Source organism: Streptomyces sp. NBC_00536 (assembly GCF_036346295.1).
Taxonomy (GTDB): Bacteria; Actinomycetota; Actinomycetes; order Streptomycetales; family Streptomycetaceae; genus Streptomyces.
The window spans coordinates 2,808,319-2,824,814 of sequence record NZ_CP107819.1 but is presented as its reverse complement, the minus strand read 5'-3'; the positions used below and the strand labels follow the sequence as shown (position 1 = coordinate 2,824,814).

The following is a 16,496-nucleotide window of genomic DNA, read 5'->3' as shown; positions in this document are numbered from 1 at the left end:
GCGGCATCTCCTTCGATGGTGACGTTGCCCGGCCATCTTTCCATGTGGACACCTTCACCGCGTCGGAGTAATCCACGGGCGAAATCGGCGGTGCCTGGAGATACGCCCGAGGGGCGGCGCCCGGCGGCGCCGCCCCTCGGTGTGCGGTGGGGTCAGCCGCGGAGTTCCTCGGCGACCAGTTCCGCGATCTGGACCGCGTTCAGCGCGGCGCCCTTGCGGAGGTTGTCGTTCGAGAGGAACAGCGCGAGGCCGTTGTCGACGGTCTCGTCGGCCCGGATGCGGCCGACGTACGAGGCGTCCTTGCCCGCCGCCTGGAGCGGGGTCGGGATCTCGGACAGCTCGACGCCCGGGGCGTCCTTCAGCAGCTCGTAGGCGCGCTCGACGCTGATCGGACGCTCGAAGCGGACGTTGACCTGGAGGGAGTGGCCCGAGAAGACCGGGACGCGCACGCAGGTGCCGGAGACCTTGAGGCCGGGGATCTCCAGGATCTTGCGGGACTCGTGGCGGAGCTTCTGCTCCTCGTCGGTCTCGAAGGAGCCGTCGTCGACGATCGAGCCCGCGAGCGGGACCACGTTGAAGGCGATCGGGCGCTGGTAGACCGCCGGGGCGGGGAACTCGACCGCGTCACCGTCGAAGGCGAGCTGGTCGGCGGTCTCGGCGACCGCGCACGCCTGGGTGCGCAGCTCGGCGACACCGGCCAGGCCGGAACCGGACACGGCCTGGTAGGTGGTGGCGATCAGCGCGGTCAGACCGGCCTCGTCGTGCAGCGGGCGCAGCACCGGCATGGCGGCCATCGTGGTGCAGTTCGGGTTCGCGATGATGCCCTTGGGGCGGTTCTTGATCGCGTGCGGGTTGACCTCGGACACCACGAGCGGGACGTCGGGGTCACGGCGCCAGGCGGAGGAGTTGTCGATCACTACGGCGCCCTGTGCGGCGACCTTCTCGGCCAGCGCCCTGGAGGTCGAGCCGCCCGCAGAGAACAGCACGATGTCCAGGCCGGAGTAGTCGGCCGTGGAGGCGTCCTCGATGGTGATCTCCCGGCCCTCCCACTCCAGGACGGTGCCCGCGGAGCGGGCCGAGGCGAACAGCCGCAGCTCGTCCACCGGGAACTTCCGCTCGGCGAGGATGCCGCGCATGACTCCGCCGACCTGTCCGGTGGCTCCGACGATTCCGACCCTCACGGTGACTCCTCTTGTACGTACGACGCGGGCGCGCGTGAGGCCATCATGCGTTCGACCCCACGAGCCTTGTCCAATCCATTGTCCGAGGAACGGACGGTGTCCGGAATGTGTACCCCCGTGACGAGTGTGTGGCGGCCGTGTTGCACGGGTGCCCCACGTCCGTTTTGCCGGTTCCCGGGTGGCTACGGTCCGGTCTGTCGTGACCGATATGCGGACACGTCCGTCCGTACCGCGAACCATCACCCCACCTCAGGGAGGAACCCCCGTGCGCGCCCACCGCCACCGCCGCCGGTCCATACCGGCGCTCGCCGCCCTCGCGGCCGCCGCCGTCGCCGCTCCGCTGCTGCTCGCCGCCACCCCGGCCACCGCGGCCCCCGCGCGCGACGGGAAGCTCGCCAGGGAACTGGTCGAGGAGGTCACCGCCCGCGGTGCCTACCGCCACCTGGCGAAGTTCCAGCAGATCGCCGACGCCAACGGCGGCAACCGGGCCGCGGGCTCCCCGGGCCACGCGGCCTCCGCCGCCTACGTCCACGACACCCTGAAGAAGGCCGGGTACCAGGTCTCCTACCAGGACTTCGACATCTTCGAGGCGCACACCAAGACCGAGAAGACCACCGTCCTCGGCCCGGACACCCGGGAGCTGGCCACCGCCGCCTTCACCTTCACCAAGTCCACCCCGGCGGGCGGCCTGGTCGCCCCGCTGGCCCTCGCCCGGGTCGACGAGACCCCCGGCTGCGACGCGGCCGACTACCCCGCCGGGGCCTTCACCGGGAAGATCGCCCTGGTCAAGCGGGGCAGCTGCACCTTCGTCGAGAAGCAGAAGGCGGCCGCCGCGGCCGGTGCGATCGGCGTCATCGTCTACAACCACAGCGGGACCACCCCGGTCCGCGGCGGGTTCTCCTCGCCCGCCGAAGGCATCATCCCGAGCGCGGGCATCACCCTCGCCGACGGCGAGGCGCTGACCGCGGCCGCCGCCAAGGGCGAGGTCTCCGTGCGCCTGGACCTCGACCAGGAGCACCTGAAGAAGACCACCCGCAACGTCATCGCCGAGACCCGCGGCGGCCGCGCCGACCGGGTGGTCACGGTCGGCTCCCACCTGGACTCGGTCCCCGAGGGCCCGGGCATCAACGACAACGGCTCCGGCTCGGCCGGTCTGCTGGAGGTCGCGCTCAAGCTGGCGGACGAGGGCGCCAACAAGAAGGGCAAGGGGACCGCGAACAAGGTCCGCTTCGCCTGGTGGTCGGCGGAGGAGCTGGGCCTGCTGGGCTCCGAGCACTACGTCGCGCAGCTGTCCGAGCGGCAGAAGAAGGACATCGCGCTCTACCTGAACTTCGACATGATCGCCTCGCCGAACCCGGTCCAGTTCGTCTACGACGGCGACGACTCGGACAAGACCGGCGAGGGCGCGGGACCGGCCGGATCCGCGCAGATCGAAGCCCTCATCAACGGCTTCCTCGACAAGAAGAAGAAGCCGCACGAGGGCAGTGACTTCGACGGCCGCTCCGACTACGGCCCCTTCATCGCGAACGGCATCCCGGCGGGCGGCACCTTCACCGGCGCCGAGGGCATCAAGACGCCCGAGCAGGCCAAGCGGTACGGCGGCACGGCGGGGGCTCCGTACGACCCCAACTACCACGGGGCCGGCGACACCCTGAAGAACCTGGACCTGAAGGCCTTCGACACCAACCTGGACGTCATCGCGCACGCGGTGGGCACCTACGCCCAGGACCTCAGCTCGATCGGCAAGTAATCACACACCAAAAAAATACGGGGGAACGGGGGAGGGGCGGTGCTCGATGAGCACCGCCCCTCCGTCATGCCGTGATCGGGTCGACCGTTACGGGAGGACCTTCTCGATCTGCACGCTGCCGGTGCCCGCGGCGGTGCCGCGCGCGTTCAGCAGCTGGACCTGGCCGAAGAACTGACGGCCCTCGGGGGCCGCACCGGAGACCAGGACGTTCGCCGTGACGTTCGCCGAGGCGCCGGTGGCGAGGTTCACCTTGGCGGCCTCGTCGACCTGGACCGAGCCCAGGGCGGACGAGAAGTACACGTCGCGGTAGTCGTACGTGGTGGTGCCCGTCGGAACGGCGTAGCCGGTGACGATGATCGTGTAGGTGCCGGCGGCCGGGTTGGCCAGGCTCACCGACTCCTCGGAGTCACCGTCGGCGGAAGAGCCGACCTTGACACCGTTGAGCTGGACTTCGAGGTCCAGGTCGGCGGCCGCGTCGGAGACGTTGCCGATGGCGATGTCCAGACGCGAGACGCCCTCACCGATGGTGACGGTCGAGGTCTGGGTCTCGCCGGCCTTGATGGTCGGCTTGTCGACCTTCGCGGAACCGAGCGGGCCGCCCTTGAGGTTGCCGCCGGTGATGGCCGCGGCCTCGTTCTTGATGGTCCACTGGACCGGCGCCGGGGTGCCCTGCTTGACCTCGGGGAGCACCTTGACCGCCGGGTCGAAGCCCGCGCCCAGGACGCTGACGTCCAGCTTGTACGGGTTGTCGAGCAGCGGCGACGTACGGCGCGCCTCGACCTCGATCTCCCAGATGCCGGGCGTCGGGGCAGCGTACGAACGCACGTCGGGACGGCACTTGTTGGCCGGGTTGTCGTAGTTCGGGTAGCACTGGGTGGTCGCGCTGTCCTCGACGCCCACACCGTACGGGTGGATCGAGATGAAGCGCGTCTGGCTGCCCGCCGCGAGACCGCCGAGGGCGACCTCAAGGGTCTTGGCGCCCTGCGGCACGGTGACGAAGTACGACTTGGTGCTGTTGCGCTGCACCGAAGAGGTGTCCGAGAGACCGAAGGACGGCTTCGCCAGCGGGGTCGCCGCGACGACGGTCGTCATGATCTGCTTGTCGATGCCCTCGGTGGTCTCGTCGTCCAGCTGCAGGATGCCGCTGTGCGCGCCGGCCGTCTTCGCGTTGGCCTCGACCTTGATGGTGACGGGCTTGTTCAGCGGCAGGGTGACGTAGTCGTAGCCGCCGACCACCTTGAAGGTGCCGTCGTTGTTGCGCCAGCTCAGGTTGTGGCGGGTGCCGTACTTGACGCCGGTGGTGCGGGTGACGACGACGTCGTAGACCTTCTTCTGGCCGACCTTGAGGCCGCCTTCGCGGTCGTAGAGGCCGGTGCCGAAGCCCGGGGTCTTCAGGAGCTGGTCGATCGCGGTGTCGACCGGGGCCTTGACAGTGAAGTCGTTGGCCTTCGGGCCGCGCTGGAGGGACTCCCACGCGCCGCCGATGTTGATCAGACCGGCACCCTGGTCGATCGCGGAGGCTCCGTCGATCTTCTTGGCGGTGCTGGTGAGCGCGATGCGCAGGCTCGCCGGGGTCAGCGCGACGTGCTGCTGCTTGGCGGCCGAGATCAGCAGGGCGGTGGCGCCCGTCGCCTGCGGCGAGGACATCGAGGTGCCCTGGAGCATCGAGTAACCGGCCGGCAGGTTGTAGCCGGCCTCCTTGACCGGGGAGCCGGGCAGCCAGGTCTGGGTGGTGTTGATCGCGGCGCCGGGGGCGGTGATGGTCGGCGTCAGGCCGCCGTCCTCACGCGGACCGCGCGAGGAGAACGGGAAGAGCTGGTACTTCTTGGTCACGCCGGAGCCGTAGTTGGCGGCCCAGGTCTCCTTGGAGACCGCGGCGCCCACGCTGACGACCTTGTCGGCGAGGCCGGGGTCACCGATGGTGTTGACGCCCGGGCCCTCGTTGCCCGCCGAGATGACGAGCTGGACGCCGTAGGTGTCGATCAGGCGGCCGTACAGCTCGGAGCGCGCGTTGTTGCCGTCGTTCAGCGCGGGCAGGCCGCCGATGGACATGTTGACGATGTCCACGTGGCGGTTGACGACGAGGTCGATCATGCCCTCGGTCAGCGCGATGTTGGTGCAGCCGCCGGACCAGGAGCAGGCGCGCGAGGAGACGAGCTTCGCGCCGGGGGCCTCACCGTTCATCTTGCCGCCGAACAGGCTGTTCGCCGCGGTGATGCCCGCGACGTGGGTGCCGTGCTCGGACTCGATGATGCCGATGTTGACGAAGTCGGCCTTCTTGCCGACCCAGTCCCCGCCGTACGGGTCCATCGGGACGTCCTTGCGGATCTCGATGGTGAACGGGATCCGCTCGGCGACGTCGGTCGCCGGGTTGTCGGTGCCGAAGTAGCCGACCTGGTAGCCGTCCTTGTACGGCTTCATCGGCTCGTTGTTGGTGAAGTCGCCGTCCTGGTCGGTGTCGACGCGGACGGTGCCGGCCACCGGGTCGTACAGCATGCCGAACTTGTCGGTGGTGTCGCCGTCGCGGTTGACGTCACCCTTCATGTCACCGGTAGCGGTGATCGACTCGCTGAAACGGCTCCACTGGTACGAGCCCTCGGGGGCCTTCCAGCTCTGGCCGCCCGCGGTGAAGGAGCCGCCGGTGGCGGTCACCGGGGTGATCTGCGGACGCCAGGTCGCGTCGTTGTCCGCGATCGGGTCGGTCGCCGTCACCCAGTCGACGATCTTGCGCTCGCCGGTGGTGGTCTTCTGGAGCGCCGGGTGGCCGAGGTCGACGCCGGAGTCCAGGATGCCGATGGTCACGCCGCGGCCGTCGGCCTGCGGGTGCTGCTTCACGAAGTCGACCGCGCCCGTCTCGAAGGACGGGTTGTACGGGTTCTTCGCGGGGGTGTTCTTGTCGGGCCCCGGGTAGGTCTCGGCGGCCGTCTTCTTGGCGGCCGCGTTCTCCTGCTTGGCGTCGGGACGCGGGTCCGGCAGCTCGATCTCGTGCCGCAGGTCGATGCCGTGCACGGCCGACAGCTTGGCGGCGGCCTTGAGGGCCGCGTCCGCCTTGTCGGTCGGCAGGGTGGCGCGCACGTAGCCGAGCTTGTCGTACGTCTGGCCCACCGAGGCGCCCTGTACGCCGTTCAGCTGCTGGGCCACCTGCTTGGTCTCGCCGGGGGCGGTCGCCACCATCACGGTGACGTTCTTCTCGCCCTTGGCCTGGGCCTGCTGCAGCAGTTCGGCGTCGGCGGAACCGAGCTTCTGGTCAGCGGACTTGACCGCGGCGGTAGCGGCCGGGTCGACGGTGCCACCCGCAGCGAACACGGGCACTGCACCGGTGGCCGCGAGGGCGGCCACCAGGCCCGCAGCGGCAGCGACGCGTGCGACGCGTCGCGTGCCGGATATGGAGCCGGGGGATTCGAGGGTCATCAGCATCCCTGGATAAGTGAAAGAAACGGTCCGGATTTCGGTGCCGGATGACCGGTCAGCTTGGCGCAAGTGACAGCTGTTTGGGGAGGGTTGTCATTGACCGTGACCTGTCATGGCGGAAACTCGCCACCGTGGGGTATGCGCCATCGGGCTCATAGGCGGGCAGACCCGTACCAACCGAGGGTGCTGAAGAGGAGATTTGTAGACTCGCTGACCGGATGTCAGCGCACGGCCCGGCTTCGGCCGGGGTGCGGGTGTGACAGATTCCGGGCCTTTAGCGCTCGCGCGTGCGCGCGTAATGACGGGAAGCCTTCGCCCGGTTTCCGCAGACGGTCATCGAGCACCAGCGCCGGGTGCCGTTGCGCGAGACGTCGAAGAACCGCAGTACGCAGGTCTCCGAGGCGCACGCGCGGATCCGGTCGGGCGTGGAGAGCAGGTCGAGGTAGCCGCGGGCGGCCGTCCAGGCCGGACCCCAGGCCGGGTCGTCGAATTCGGCCCGCTCGCCGGGTCCGTCGGCGGTCAGCGTGGCACGGATCCGGCCATGTTCGAGCACGGCGTCGACCAGCGCGCGGGCTCCCTCGTCGGCCGGGTCCGCGATCGCGCGGGTGAGGGCCTCGCGCGCGGTCAGCAGATGGATCAGGGTCGGCGGATCCGCCCGGAAGCGGTCGTCGAGCCCGGTGGAGCGCAGCCAGAGGGCGACCCCCTCCAGTCGGGTCAGCCCGGCGGCTCCGGCCCCGGCGAAGAGGTCGGTGAGCACCCCGTCCTGCATCCAGCGGGTGTTCAGCAGGTCCAGGGCGATCGGTTCCCCGGTCAGCGGCCGCGGGTCCGTCGTCGTCATGCCTGCTCCACTCGCCTCTCGGGTGCCGTACTAACCCCTCAAGAGTACGTGACCGGTTGACGTCCCGGCTCCTAACCTTTAACTTGGAGATAGAAGGTTAGTCAGCGGGACGATCCAGGGGAGAGACCAGTCATGACGACTGCCATCAGCACACTGCGCACCGGCCACATCGGCCTGAACGTCACCGATCTCGACCGCTCGCTCGGGTTCTACCGGGACGCGCTCGGCTTCGCACAGCTCGGCGAGGGCAAGGAGGCGGACCGCCGGTTCGCCTTCCTCGGCCAGGACGGCGTCCTCGTCCTCACGCTCTGGGAGCAGGCCACCGGTCCCTTCGCCCCGGCCGCCGCCGGACTGCACCACCTGGCCCTGCAGGCGGAGACGGTCGAGGAGGTGCGGGCGTACGAGGAGCGGCTGCGCGCCCTGGGCGTCGAGTTCGCCTACGAGGGGCTCGTCGCCCACGGGGAGGGTGCGGCCTCCGGCGGGATCTTCTTCCACGACCCCGACGGCACCCGGCTGGAGATCTCCGTCCCGGCCGGTGCCGAGGACGCTCCGGCGCCCGTCACGGGCGCTCCGACCTGCGGTTTCTTCTAACCCGCAGTTTCCACTGGTCTCAGGGAGAGGTGTCGTCGTGACGTACCGCAGGGGTTCACTGGCCGTGCAGCGGCAGGTCGGCGTCCGGGAGGCCGCCGAACACGTCGGGCGCTCCGTCGGCAGCGGGATCCGCGAGGTCGCGGCCGCCTTCCTCGCGCAGCAGCCCTTCCTGGTGGTCGGCGCGGCGGACGAGGGGGGCCGGCTGTGGGCCTCGCAGCTCACCGGCCCGCCCGGCTTCGTACGGGCCACCGGCTCCCACCGGATCACGGTGACCGGGGCGCCGGGCGAGGGGGATCCGCTCGCCGGGGTGCTCGCGACCCCGGGGACCGCCGTGGGCACCATCGCCCTCGACCCGCGCACCCGGCGCCGGATGCGGCTCAACGGCGTCGTGGACAGGGGGGCCGAGGGGGCGGCCGGATTCAGCATCGAGGCGGAACAGGTGTTCTCCAACTGCCCCAAGTACCTCCAGAAGAGGCATCCGCTGGCTCTGGAGCCCGAGGGGGGCGGGGTCGAGCGGCGCGGGGGTGTGCTCGACCCCGACCAGGAGGGGTTCGTCCGGTCCGCCGACACCTTCTTCGTCGCGACCACCGCCGAGGGCGGCGTCGAGGCCAGCCACCGGGGCGGCTTCCCGGGTTTCGTCGAGGTGCACTCGCCGTACGAACTGTCCTGGCCCGACTATCCCGGCAACGCCATGTTCCTGACCCTGGGCAACCTCGTCAGCGATCCGCGCGCCGGGCTGCTCTTCCCGCACTGGGAGAGCGGCGCGCTCCTCCAGCTCAGCGGCCGGGCCCGGACCGAGTACGGGGCCGACGGCGGGCGGACCGTCCGGTTCACCGTCGACGCGGTGGTCGAGAGCCGCCACCCGGGCCGGCTGCGCTGGAGCGGGCCGGAGTACTCCCCGGCCAATCCGCCGCTCGCCCCCGCGCCGGGCGGGGATCACCGGGGGAGCACGACGAGGTAGGCGGCGGGCTCGCGGTCGCCGGACGCCGTCAGGGCGGTCCGGACGACCGCCGCCTGCTGCTCGGCGTGGTCGCGCAGCTTGCGCGGGGTGATGTGCAGGACGGTCACCCCGAGCCGCTCCAGGGCGTCCCGCTTGCGCGCGCACTCCGACCACTGCTCGTCCTCGCCCTGGCGCGGGGCCCGGGTGTCCAGCTCGACCGCGACCGCCTGGTCGGGCCAGTAGGCGTCCACCCCGCCCAGGTGCGGGCCGCCGGGGAGGCGCAGGTCGACGTTCCAGACCGGCTCGGGCAGGCCGAACAGGCGCACCAGGTCGTACAGCCGGTCCTCGGCGATGGCCCGGCCCTCCGCCAGCAGCGACTCGACGGCGTCCACCACGTGGGGCTGGTTCAGCAGCCGGGCCACCGTCAGCTCCCGCACCAGCGCGGCCGGTTCGCAGTGCCCGCCGCGGACCGCCTCGCTCAGCAGGCGCCGTACGGTCTGCGCGTCCGTGAGCTGCGCGACGGCGTCGGCCACCGCGCGGGCCACCGGGGCCACCGGGAGCCCGGTGACCTCCTCGGGGCGGGGCGGGACGTGCGAACGGACCACCCGGACGCAGCCGGTGGACCGCAGCCGCCGGGTGCCGGGGACCAGGACGTCGATCTGCGGCAGGGCGAGCAGGGTGGGCGCCGAGGTGAAGCGGTACAGCGCGAGCGCGGCCAGGCCCGTGATCATCACCTCGCCGCCGCGGCGGCCCGCGTACAGCAGCGCCGCGTGCAGCCGCTCCTCACTGGTCGCGGCCCCCGAGTGGAGCAGGAACACCCCCGGCAGGATCTGCTGCCAGGGCCGCCCGGCGGCGTCCGAGGCGGTGACACCGTGCTCGCGGAGCTGGGCGAGGGTCAGGACGCGGGGGCGGGTGCCGGTGAGGTGCCGGAGGGGGAGGGGCGTGTTGTGGTTCATGAGCCGGGGATTCCGCATCCGGCCGCCCAGCTAACCGCTGTTACACGCTCGTCGACAAACCGGGACAAGCCCGGGCTAAAGTACGGGCGTTCGACTGTCGATAGGGCGCCGGTGCAAACTCCAGCCCGCCCGGCGTTTGAGGGCATCTTTGAGCCGGCCCGGGGCCGGGCATTGCCTCCGGCGGCGCCTCAAACGCCGGCGAGGCTGGAATTGCCGCTACGCGGCAACCCAGCCCCGCCAGCAGGCACATTCAGCCCGCCCGGCGTTTGAGGGCATCTTTCAGCCCCGCCGGCGTTTGAGGCGCGGGGTCCGGGGCGGAGCCCCGGCTACGGATCAGACGGCCGCCGAGGCCCCCGCATCGCACCGCTGCCCGCGCAACGCCCGCGCCAGGTCGTCCCGCGCCTCCAGCACCAGCCGCCGCAGCGCCGGCGCCCCGTCCCCGTGCGAGCCCACCCACGCATCGGCCGCCGCCAGCGTCGCGTCCGGATCCTGGAGCGAGGGGAACAGCCCGCGCACCACGTCCATGCCGATCTGGATCGACCGCTCGCTCCACACCCGCTCGATCGCGTCGAAGTATCGCTGCGCGTACGGCGCCAGCAGCTCCCGCTGCGAGGACTGCTGCATCCCCGAGATCGTCGCCTCGACCAGCGCGTTCGACAGCGCGTCCGACTCGACGACCACGGCCCACGCCTGCGCCTTGACGGCCTCCGACGGCCGCGCCGCCAGGCACCGCACCTGGTGCCGCTTGCCCGACGCCGTGTCGTCCCGGGTCAGTTCGGCGGCGAGGACGCCCTCGTCCACCGCGCCGTGCGCGCTCAGCGGCAGCAGGAAGTCCCAGCGCAGCTCCTGGTCCACCTCCAGGCCGTCGATCCGGGCGCTGCCGTCCAGCAGGCCCAGCAGCAGCTGGAAGTCGCCCTCGGTCGCGGCGCCCGCGGCGAAGAAGCGGGCCCAGGTGAGCTGGTGCTCCGAGCCCGGCTCGGCGAGGCGCAGTTCCGACAGCGCGCCCGCGGCCAGCTCCCGGCCGCCCTGCTCGCGCCACTCGGGCGCCCCGTAGTGGGTGACCGCGCTCTGCGCCTGCGCGTGCAGCATCTGGAGCACGCCGACGTCGCTCTCCCGGCCCGCGTGGGCCAGGACCAGCGCGAGGAAGTCCCGCGCGGGCATGAGCGCGTCCCGCGTCAGGTTCCACAGCGCCGACCAGCACAGCGCCCGCGCCAGCGGGTCGGTCAGGTCGCCCAGGTGCGCGCGCAGCGTGGCCAGCGAGCCCTCGTCGAAGCGGATCTTGCAGTAGGTGAGGTCGTCGTCGTTGACCAGGATCAGGTCGGGCCGCTCGGCGCCCGCCAGTTCGGCGACCACGGTGCGCGCGCCCGCGACATCGGCCTCGGTGCGCGCGTAGCGGACCAGCGCGCCGTCCTGGAGCCGGTAGAGGCCGACGGCCACCCGGTGCGGGCGCAGCTCGTCGCCCTCCTGGAGCACGGCGAGTTCGGTGATCCGCCCGGCCGCGTCGTAGGTCACCAGCGGGGTCAGCGCGTTCACGCCGGCCGTCTGGAGCCAGGCCCGCGACCATGCGGCCATGTCCCGGCCGGAGACCTCGGCCAGGACCGACAGCAGGTCGTCGAGGGTGGTGTTCCCGTACGCGTTGGCCTTGAAGTAGCGGCGCGCGCCTTCGAGGAAGGCGTCCCGGCCGACGTAGGCGACGAGCTGCTTGAGCACCGCCGCGCCCTTGGCGTAGGTGATGCCGTCGAAGTTGAGCTTCGCGTCCTCCAGGTCACGGATGTCGGCCGTGATGGGGTGCGTGGAGGGCAGCTGGTCGGCCCGGTAGGCCCAGGCCTTGCGGTTGTTGGCGAAGGTGACCCAGCCGTTGTCGAAGCGGGTCGCCTCGACCATCGAGAAGGTGCCCATGAAGTCCGCGAAGGACTCCTTCAGCCACAGGTCGTCCCACCACTTCATGGTGACCAGGTCGCCGAACCACATGTGCGCCATCTCGTGCAGGATGACGTTCGCGCGCCGCTCGTAGGAGGCCTGGGTGACCTTGCCGCGGAAGATGTACTCCTCGCGGAAGGTCACCATCCCCGGGTTCTCCATGGCGCCCAGGTTGTACTCCGGCACGAAGGCCTGGTCGTACTTGCCGAAGGGGTACGGGTAGTCGAAGTGCTCGTGGAAGAAGTCGAACCCCTGCTTGGTGACGAGGAAGACGTCGTCCGCGTCGAAGTGCTTGGCCAGCGTCTTGCGGCACATCGCGCCGAGCGGGATCGTCAGGTCGCCGCGCGTGTAGGTGTCCGTGACGTAGTGGTAGGGGCCCGCGACCACGCAGGTGATGTACGTCGAGATGGGCGCGGTCTCGGCGAAGCGGCGGGTGTCTCCCTCGCGGGACTCCTCCACGCCGTTGCTCCACACCTGCCAGCCCTCGGGCGCCGTCACCTCGAAGCGGTACGGGGCCTTCAGGTCGGGCTGTTCGAAGTTCGCGTACACCCGCCGGGCGTCGGCCGGCTCGTACTGGGTGTAGAGGTAGACCTCGCCGTCCTCCGGGTCGACGAAGCGGTGCATGCCCTCGCCGGTCCGGCTGTACGCGCAGTTCGCGTCCACGACCAGGACGTTCTCGGCCGCCAGGTCCGCCAGCGCGATCCGCGAGCCGTCGAACACGGCGGCCACGTCGAGGGCGGCGCCGTTGAGGGTGACCGCGTTCACCGAAGGGGCGATCAGGTCCGCGAAGGTGGCGGCGCCGGGCACCGCGGAGCGGAAGCGGAGCGTCGTCACCGAACGGAAGGTCCGTGGCCCCTCGGCCGGTTCGCTCTCGTCCACGGCGGACCGGAGGTCGAGGACCACCTCGTACCCCTGGACGGACAGCAGCTCGGCCCGCTCACGGGCCTCGTCGCGGGACAGGTTTTCACCGGACACGGGCACTCCTTCGTGCGTGTTCACGTGTTCACGTTTTCGGTTCGAATCCTCCCACGGGGAATGCGCCGGACTCGCGGGCGGTTGGCGACGGGGAGCGCGCCCCCTCGGTGCGCCCCCCATGCGCCCCCGAATCCCGTCGCCACGAGGAGAGTCATGCCCGACACCCAGGTGCCCGAGAAGACCCCGGTCGATTTCTGGTTCGACCCGCTCTGCCCCTGGGCCTGGATGACCTCCCGCTGGATGCTGGAGGTCGAGAAGGTCCGTGACATCGAGGTGCGCTGGCACGTCATGAGCCTCGCCGTGCTGAACGAGAACAAGCTCGACGAACTGCCCGAGCGCTACCGCGACCTGCTCGGCCCCAAGGGCCTGGAGCCGGTCCGCGTGGTCGTGGCCGCCCAGCAGAAGCACGGCAGCGAGATCACCGGCAAGCTCTACACGGCGCTCGGCACCCGCTTCCACAACGAGGACCAGGGCGCGGGCCGCGACACCATAGCCGCCGCCCTCGCCGACGTCGGTCTCCCGGCCGAGCTGATCGAGTACGCCGACTCGGACGAGTACGACGAGATCCTGCGCGCCTCGCACAACAACGGCATAGACCGGGTCGGCCAGGAGGTCGGCACCCCGGTGATCTCGGTGCCCGGCGCCGACGGCGCGGACGTGGCCTTCTTCGGCCCGGTCGTCACCCCGGCCCCGCGCGGCGAGGCCGCGGCCCGGCTGTGGGACGGCACCCTGCTGGTGGCGTCCACGCCCGGCTTCTTCGAGATCAAGCGGACCCGTACGGTCGGCCCGAACTTCGCGTAGCGGCGGGCAGTCGAGTAGCAGCCGCCCGGATCCTCCCTTACCGTCCCGTTATGGGGACGGATCCGGGTACGGACGCGGGCGCGGGCGCGGTGCCGCTCGGGCGTGAGGGCGGCCGGTCCACGCCGGGGCAGCCGGGTGACAACGCGCCCCACGGCAGCCTCCCCGCCCGCCCCCGCGACCGCGTGCTGCGCGCCGCCGCGCTCGCCGTGCCCCCGCTGTGGACCGCGCTCGGGGTCCGGCACGCCGCGGGCACCCTGCGCCACTACCTGCGGGGCGCGGGGCGCCCGTACCGGGTCGACGCGCGGGCGCTGCTGGCGGTGCCCGCCGTACGGGCCGAGGTCGACCGGCGGCTCGCGCAGTGGCGGGAGGGCGCACGGGCGCTGGGCGAGCCGGGGGCGTACGCGGCGGACAGCGGCTGGCGCGGGGTGCTGATCACCCGGCGGGGCAGCGCGGACTGGTGGCTGGCGCTGCGCGGGGCCCAGTACCGGATCAGCGGCACGGTCCGGGTGCACGCGGACGGATCGGTGGTGACCGACTACCGCTTCCAGGTCCACAAGAGCTGGAACTTCGACCACGGCGAGTCGGAGTTCGGCATCCCCTTCACGCCCTTCGCGCGGCTGCACGAGACGGGTCTGGCGCAGGAGTTCACGGCGGTCGGCGAGGTCGACGGCCTGGTGGACGCGGCGGGTCCGGTGAGCCCGGGGGACGCGGAAGGCCCCCGCGAGTCATGTCCTCGCGAGGGCCCTCCGGTGGAAACGCCCGTACGTGAAGGGTGAGAAGACGATCACGAGGCGGGCGGCTCAGGAGCTGATCAGCCCTGGGCGGGGATCAGCAGCGGGGTGTTCGCCTTGGCGTCGGCGTAGCGCTTGGCCACGTCCTGCCAGTTGACGACCTTCCACATCGCCTCGATGAAGTCCACCTTCTGGTTCTTGTACTGCAGGTAGAAGGCGTGCTCCCAGGCGTCGAAGACCAGGACCGGCACCGAGGCCTGGCCCACATTGCCCTGGTGGTCGTAGATCTGCTCGACGATCAGACGGCCGCTGACCGGCTCGTACGCGAGCACGCCCCAGCCGGAGCCCTGCGTCGCGGAGGCCGCGAAGGTGAGCTGCTTGCGGAACTTCTCGAACGATCCGAAGGACGCGGTGATGGCGTCCGCGAGGTCGCCGAGACCGTCCTTCTCGTCCGGGACGCCGCCGCCCTCGTCCGTCTTCGGGTTCGCCATGTTGTGCCAGTAGATGCTGTGCAGGATGTGGCCGGAGAGGTGGAACGCGAGGTTCTTCTCCAGGCCGTTCAGCGCGCCCCAGTTCTCCTTGTCGCGCGCCTCCTCCAGCTGCTCCAGCGTGGTGTTGGCACCCGCGACGTAGGCGGCGTGGTGCTTGTCGTGGTGCAGCTCGATGATCTGCGGGTTGATCACCGGCTCCAGCGCCGCGTAGTCGTACGGCAGCTCAGGAAGCGTGTAGATGGCCATGCGGATATCCGGTCCCCTCAGTGTTCTTATTGCAACACTTGCGCAACTGCACGCTAGCAGCATCTATTTCCGGCGTGCGGTCGAGGGTGAGGGAGTGTCACGGGTGGGGGAGCGTCACGCCGCCGCGCGCGCCGCCGCCGCGCGCTGGCGGACGTACCCGGTCACCGCGAGGGCGACCGCGAGCCCGCCGGTGAACAGGACCTGGACCCGGGTGTCCTCGCCCACCGCCATCAGGACCAGGACGCCGACGACCCCCGCCAGGGCCACCCAGGTCAGGTACGGGAAGCCCCACATCCGGACGACCAGCTTGCGCGGGTCCTCGCGCTCCAGCCGGCGCCGCAGCACGAACTGGGAGACGGCGATGAAGCCCCAGACCACCAGGATCACGCCGCCGACCATGTTCAGCAGCCAGGCGAACAGGGTCTCGGGATACCAGTAGGACAGCAGCACGGTGACGAAGCCGAAGCCGGAGGAGGCGAGGACCGCGCGGCGCGGCACCCGGTTGCTGAGCTTGCCCAGCGCCTTGGGGCCCTGGCCGCGGGAGACCAGCGAGTAGGCCATGCGCGAGGAGCCGTAGATGTTGGCGTTCATCGCCGACAGCAGCGCGATCAGGATGACCACGTTCATGACCTGGCCCGCGGCGGGGATGCCCAGGTGGTTCAGCGTGGCGGCGTACGGGCCCTGGTCGGTGACCGCCGGGTCGTTCCACGGCAGCAGCGTCACGATCACCAGCATCGAGCCGACGTAAACGATCGCGATCCGCCACATGGTGGTCTTCACGGCCTTGGCGACGCCCCGCACCGGGTCCTCGGACTCGGCGGCGGCGATGGTCACCGTCTCCAGGCCGCCGTAGGCGACGACCGAGGCCAGCAGGCCGACGAGCAGCCCGTCCATGCCATTGGGCAGGAAGCCGCCGTCGTGCAGCAGGTTCGCCGAGCCGGGGGAGGAGGTGCCGGGCAGCACGCCGAGGACGGCGAGCACGCCCAGGCCCAGGAAGAGCGCGATGGCGCCGATCTTGAGCGCGGAGAACCAGAACTCGAACTCGCCGAAGTTCGCGACGGCGCCCAGGTTGGAGCCGCAGAACACGGCCATGAAGATCAGCACCCACATCCACGAGGGGGTGCCCGGCAGCCAGCCCGTCACGATGTGCGCCGCGCCGATGGCCTCGATGGCCACGCCGACGCACAGCAGGATCCAGAACATCCAGCCCGCCGTGAAACCGGCCCACGGGCCGATCGCGCGCTCGGCATGCACCGAGAAGGAGCCGGAGGCGGGGTTCGCGGCGGACATCTCGCCGAGCATCCGCATCACGAACATCACGAGCAGCCCGGACACCGCGTAGGCGAGCACGATCGAGGGCCCGGCGGCGGCGATGCCCGCGCCGGAGCCCACGAAGAGACCGGCCCCGATGACTCCGCCGAGGGCGATCATCGAGAGGTGGCGCTGCTTGAGGCCGTTGCCGAGGGGGGATCCGGTGTCGCCCCCCGGCGTCTGGTCCTGTTGCTGGTCCTGCGTCTGCTCTTGCTGCTCTGTGGATGGGGCGGTGCGCTGGCTCATGGAGAGGTGCCTGTCCGGTGTGCGGGGGGACGGGGTGAGGTGCACCAGTTTGCCTACCGTCCGTTTATCGGACGTTCCCTGTCCAGCATCCGGACGGCCCGTTCACAT

At 71.0% G+C, this 16,496-nt stretch carries 12 protein-coding genes; 5 read left to right on the top strand and 7 right to left on the bottom strand.

The window, feature by feature from the left end:
- Positions 1 to 152 precede the first annotated feature (152 nt).
- Positions 153 to 1,181, bottom strand: a complete 1,029-nt coding sequence (locus OHS33_RS12335; protein ID WP_330330438.1) for an aspartate-semialdehyde dehydrogenase — start codon at positions 1,179 to 1,181, stop codon at positions 153 to 155.
- A 265-nt stretch (positions 1,182 to 1,446) separates the two neighbouring features.
- On the opposite strand from OHS33_RS12335, the gene OHS33_RS12330 reads away from it, so the two are divergent.
- Positions 1,447 to 2,931, top strand: a complete 1,485-nt coding sequence (locus tag OHS33_RS12330; protein WP_330330437.1) for a M28 family metallopeptidase — start codon at positions 1,447 to 1,449, stop codon at positions 2,929 to 2,931.
- Positions 2,932 to 3,018: 87 nt separating this feature from the next.
- On the opposite strand, the gene OHS33_RS12325 is transcribed toward OHS33_RS12330, so the two are convergent.
- Both OHS33_RS12325 and OHS33_RS12320 read right to left on the bottom strand, forming a co-directional pair.
- A complete protein-coding gene (locus OHS33_RS12325) occupies positions 3,019 to 6,342 on the bottom strand; it encodes a S8 family serine peptidase (protein WP_330330436.1) in 3,324 nt (1,107 codons plus the stop codon).
- A gap of 274 nt (positions 6,343 to 6,616) precedes the next feature.
- Entirely contained in the window at positions 6,617 to 7,180 is a 564-nt protein-coding gene (locus tag OHS33_RS12320; protein ID WP_330330435.1) for a CGNR zinc finger domain-containing protein, read from the bottom strand.
- 132 nt (positions 7,181 to 7,312) lie between these two features.
- On the opposite strand from OHS33_RS12320, the gene OHS33_RS12315 reads away from it, so the two are divergent.
- Together OHS33_RS12315 and OHS33_RS12310 are read left to right on the top strand one after the other, a co-directional pair.
- Complete coding sequence (locus OHS33_RS12315; protein WP_330330434.1) at positions 7,313 to 7,771, top strand: VOC family protein; 459 nt, start codon at positions 7,313 to 7,315, stop codon at positions 7,769 to 7,771.
- 37 nt (positions 7,772 to 7,808) lie between these two features.
- Positions 7,809 to 8,732, top strand: coding sequence for a pyridoxamine 5'-phosphate oxidase family protein (locus tag OHS33_RS12310; protein WP_330330433.1), 924 nt, complete (start codon positions 7,809 to 7,811; stop codon positions 8,730 to 8,732).
- Here the strand turns inward: OHS33_RS12310 and OHS33_RS12305 are convergent.
- Both OHS33_RS12305 and pepN read right to left on the bottom strand, forming a co-directional pair.
- Positions 8,708 to 9,667: a hypothetical protein gene (locus tag OHS33_RS12305; protein ID WP_330330432.1), complete on the bottom strand. Its 960-nt coding sequence runs from the start codon at positions 9,665 to 9,667 to the stop codon at positions 8,708 to 8,710. The two genes, OHS33_RS12310 and OHS33_RS12305, sit on opposite strands and share 25 nt — an antisense overlap.
- 333 nt (positions 9,668 to 10,000) lie before the next feature.
- Positions 10,001 to 12,562, bottom strand: a complete 2,562-nt coding sequence (pepN, locus tag OHS33_RS12300; protein ID WP_330330431.1) for an aminopeptidase N — start codon at positions 12,560 to 12,562, stop codon at positions 10,001 to 10,003.
- A gap of 153 nt (positions 12,563 to 12,715) precedes the next feature.
- Between pepN and OHS33_RS12295 the strand changes: the two genes are divergently transcribed.
- Both OHS33_RS12295 and OHS33_RS12290 read left to right on the top strand, forming a co-directional pair.
- The gene (locus OHS33_RS12295; protein ID WP_330330430.1) at positions 12,716 to 13,363 is read left to right on the top strand and encodes a mycothiol-dependent nitroreductase Rv2466c family protein; all 648 of its coding nucleotides are present in this window, start codon (positions 12,716 to 12,718) and stop codon (positions 13,361 to 13,363) included.
- A gap of 50 nt (positions 13,364 to 13,413) precedes the next feature.
- Positions 13,414 to 14,139, top strand: coding sequence for a hypothetical protein (locus tag OHS33_RS12290; RefSeq protein WP_330330429.1), 726 nt, complete (start codon positions 13,414 to 13,416; stop codon positions 14,137 to 14,139).
- A 35-nt stretch (positions 14,140 to 14,174) separates the two neighbouring features.
- Here the strand turns inward: OHS33_RS12290 and OHS33_RS12285 are convergent, their stop codons facing one another.
- Both OHS33_RS12285 and OHS33_RS12280 read right to left on the bottom strand, forming a co-directional pair.
- On the bottom strand, positions 14,175 to 14,831 hold the full coding sequence (locus OHS33_RS12285) for a superoxide dismutase (protein ID WP_330330428.1): 657 nt from the start codon (positions 14,829 to 14,831) through the stop codon (positions 14,175 to 14,177).
- A 114-nt stretch (positions 14,832 to 14,945) separates the two neighbouring features.
- On the bottom strand, positions 14,946 to 16,388 hold the full coding sequence (locus OHS33_RS12280) for an amino acid permease (RefSeq protein WP_443065287.1): 1,443 nt from the start codon (positions 16,386 to 16,388) through the stop codon (positions 14,946 to 14,948).
- Positions 16,389 to 16,496: the final 108 nt, after the last annotated feature.

Bases quoted from the DNA above. Each gene is read 5' to 3' on its own strand.
- OHS33_RS12325 (WP_330330436.1), bottom strand. From the start codon at position 6,342: ATGACCCTCGAATCCCCCGGCTCCATATCCGGCACGCGACGCGTCGCA.
- OHS33_RS12320 (WP_330330435.1), bottom strand. From the start codon at position 7,180: ATGACGACGACGGACCCGCGGCCGCTGACCGGGGAACCGATCGCCCTG.
- OHS33_RS12315 (WP_330330434.1), top strand. From the start codon at position 7,313: ATGACGACTGCCATCAGCACACTGCGCACCGGCCACATCGGCCTGAAC.
- OHS33_RS12305 (WP_330330432.1), bottom strand. From the start codon at position 9,667: ATGAACCACAACACGCCCCTCCCCCTCCGGCACCTCACCGGCACCCGC.
- OHS33_RS12295 (WP_330330430.1), top strand. From the start codon at position 12,716: ATGCCCGACACCCAGGTGCCCGAGAAGACCCCGGTCGATTTCTGGTTC.
- OHS33_RS12290 (WP_330330429.1), top strand. From the start codon at position 13,414: ATGGGGACGGATCCGGGTACGGACGCGGGCGCGGGCGCGGTGCCGCTC.
- OHS33_RS12285 (WP_330330428.1), bottom strand. From the start codon at position 14,831: ATGGCCATCTACACGCTTCCTGAGCTGCCGTACGACTACGCGGCGCTG.
- OHS33_RS12280 (WP_443065287.1), bottom strand. From the start codon at position 16,388: ATGAGCCAGCGCACCGCCCCATCCACAGAGCAGCAAGAGCAGACGCAG.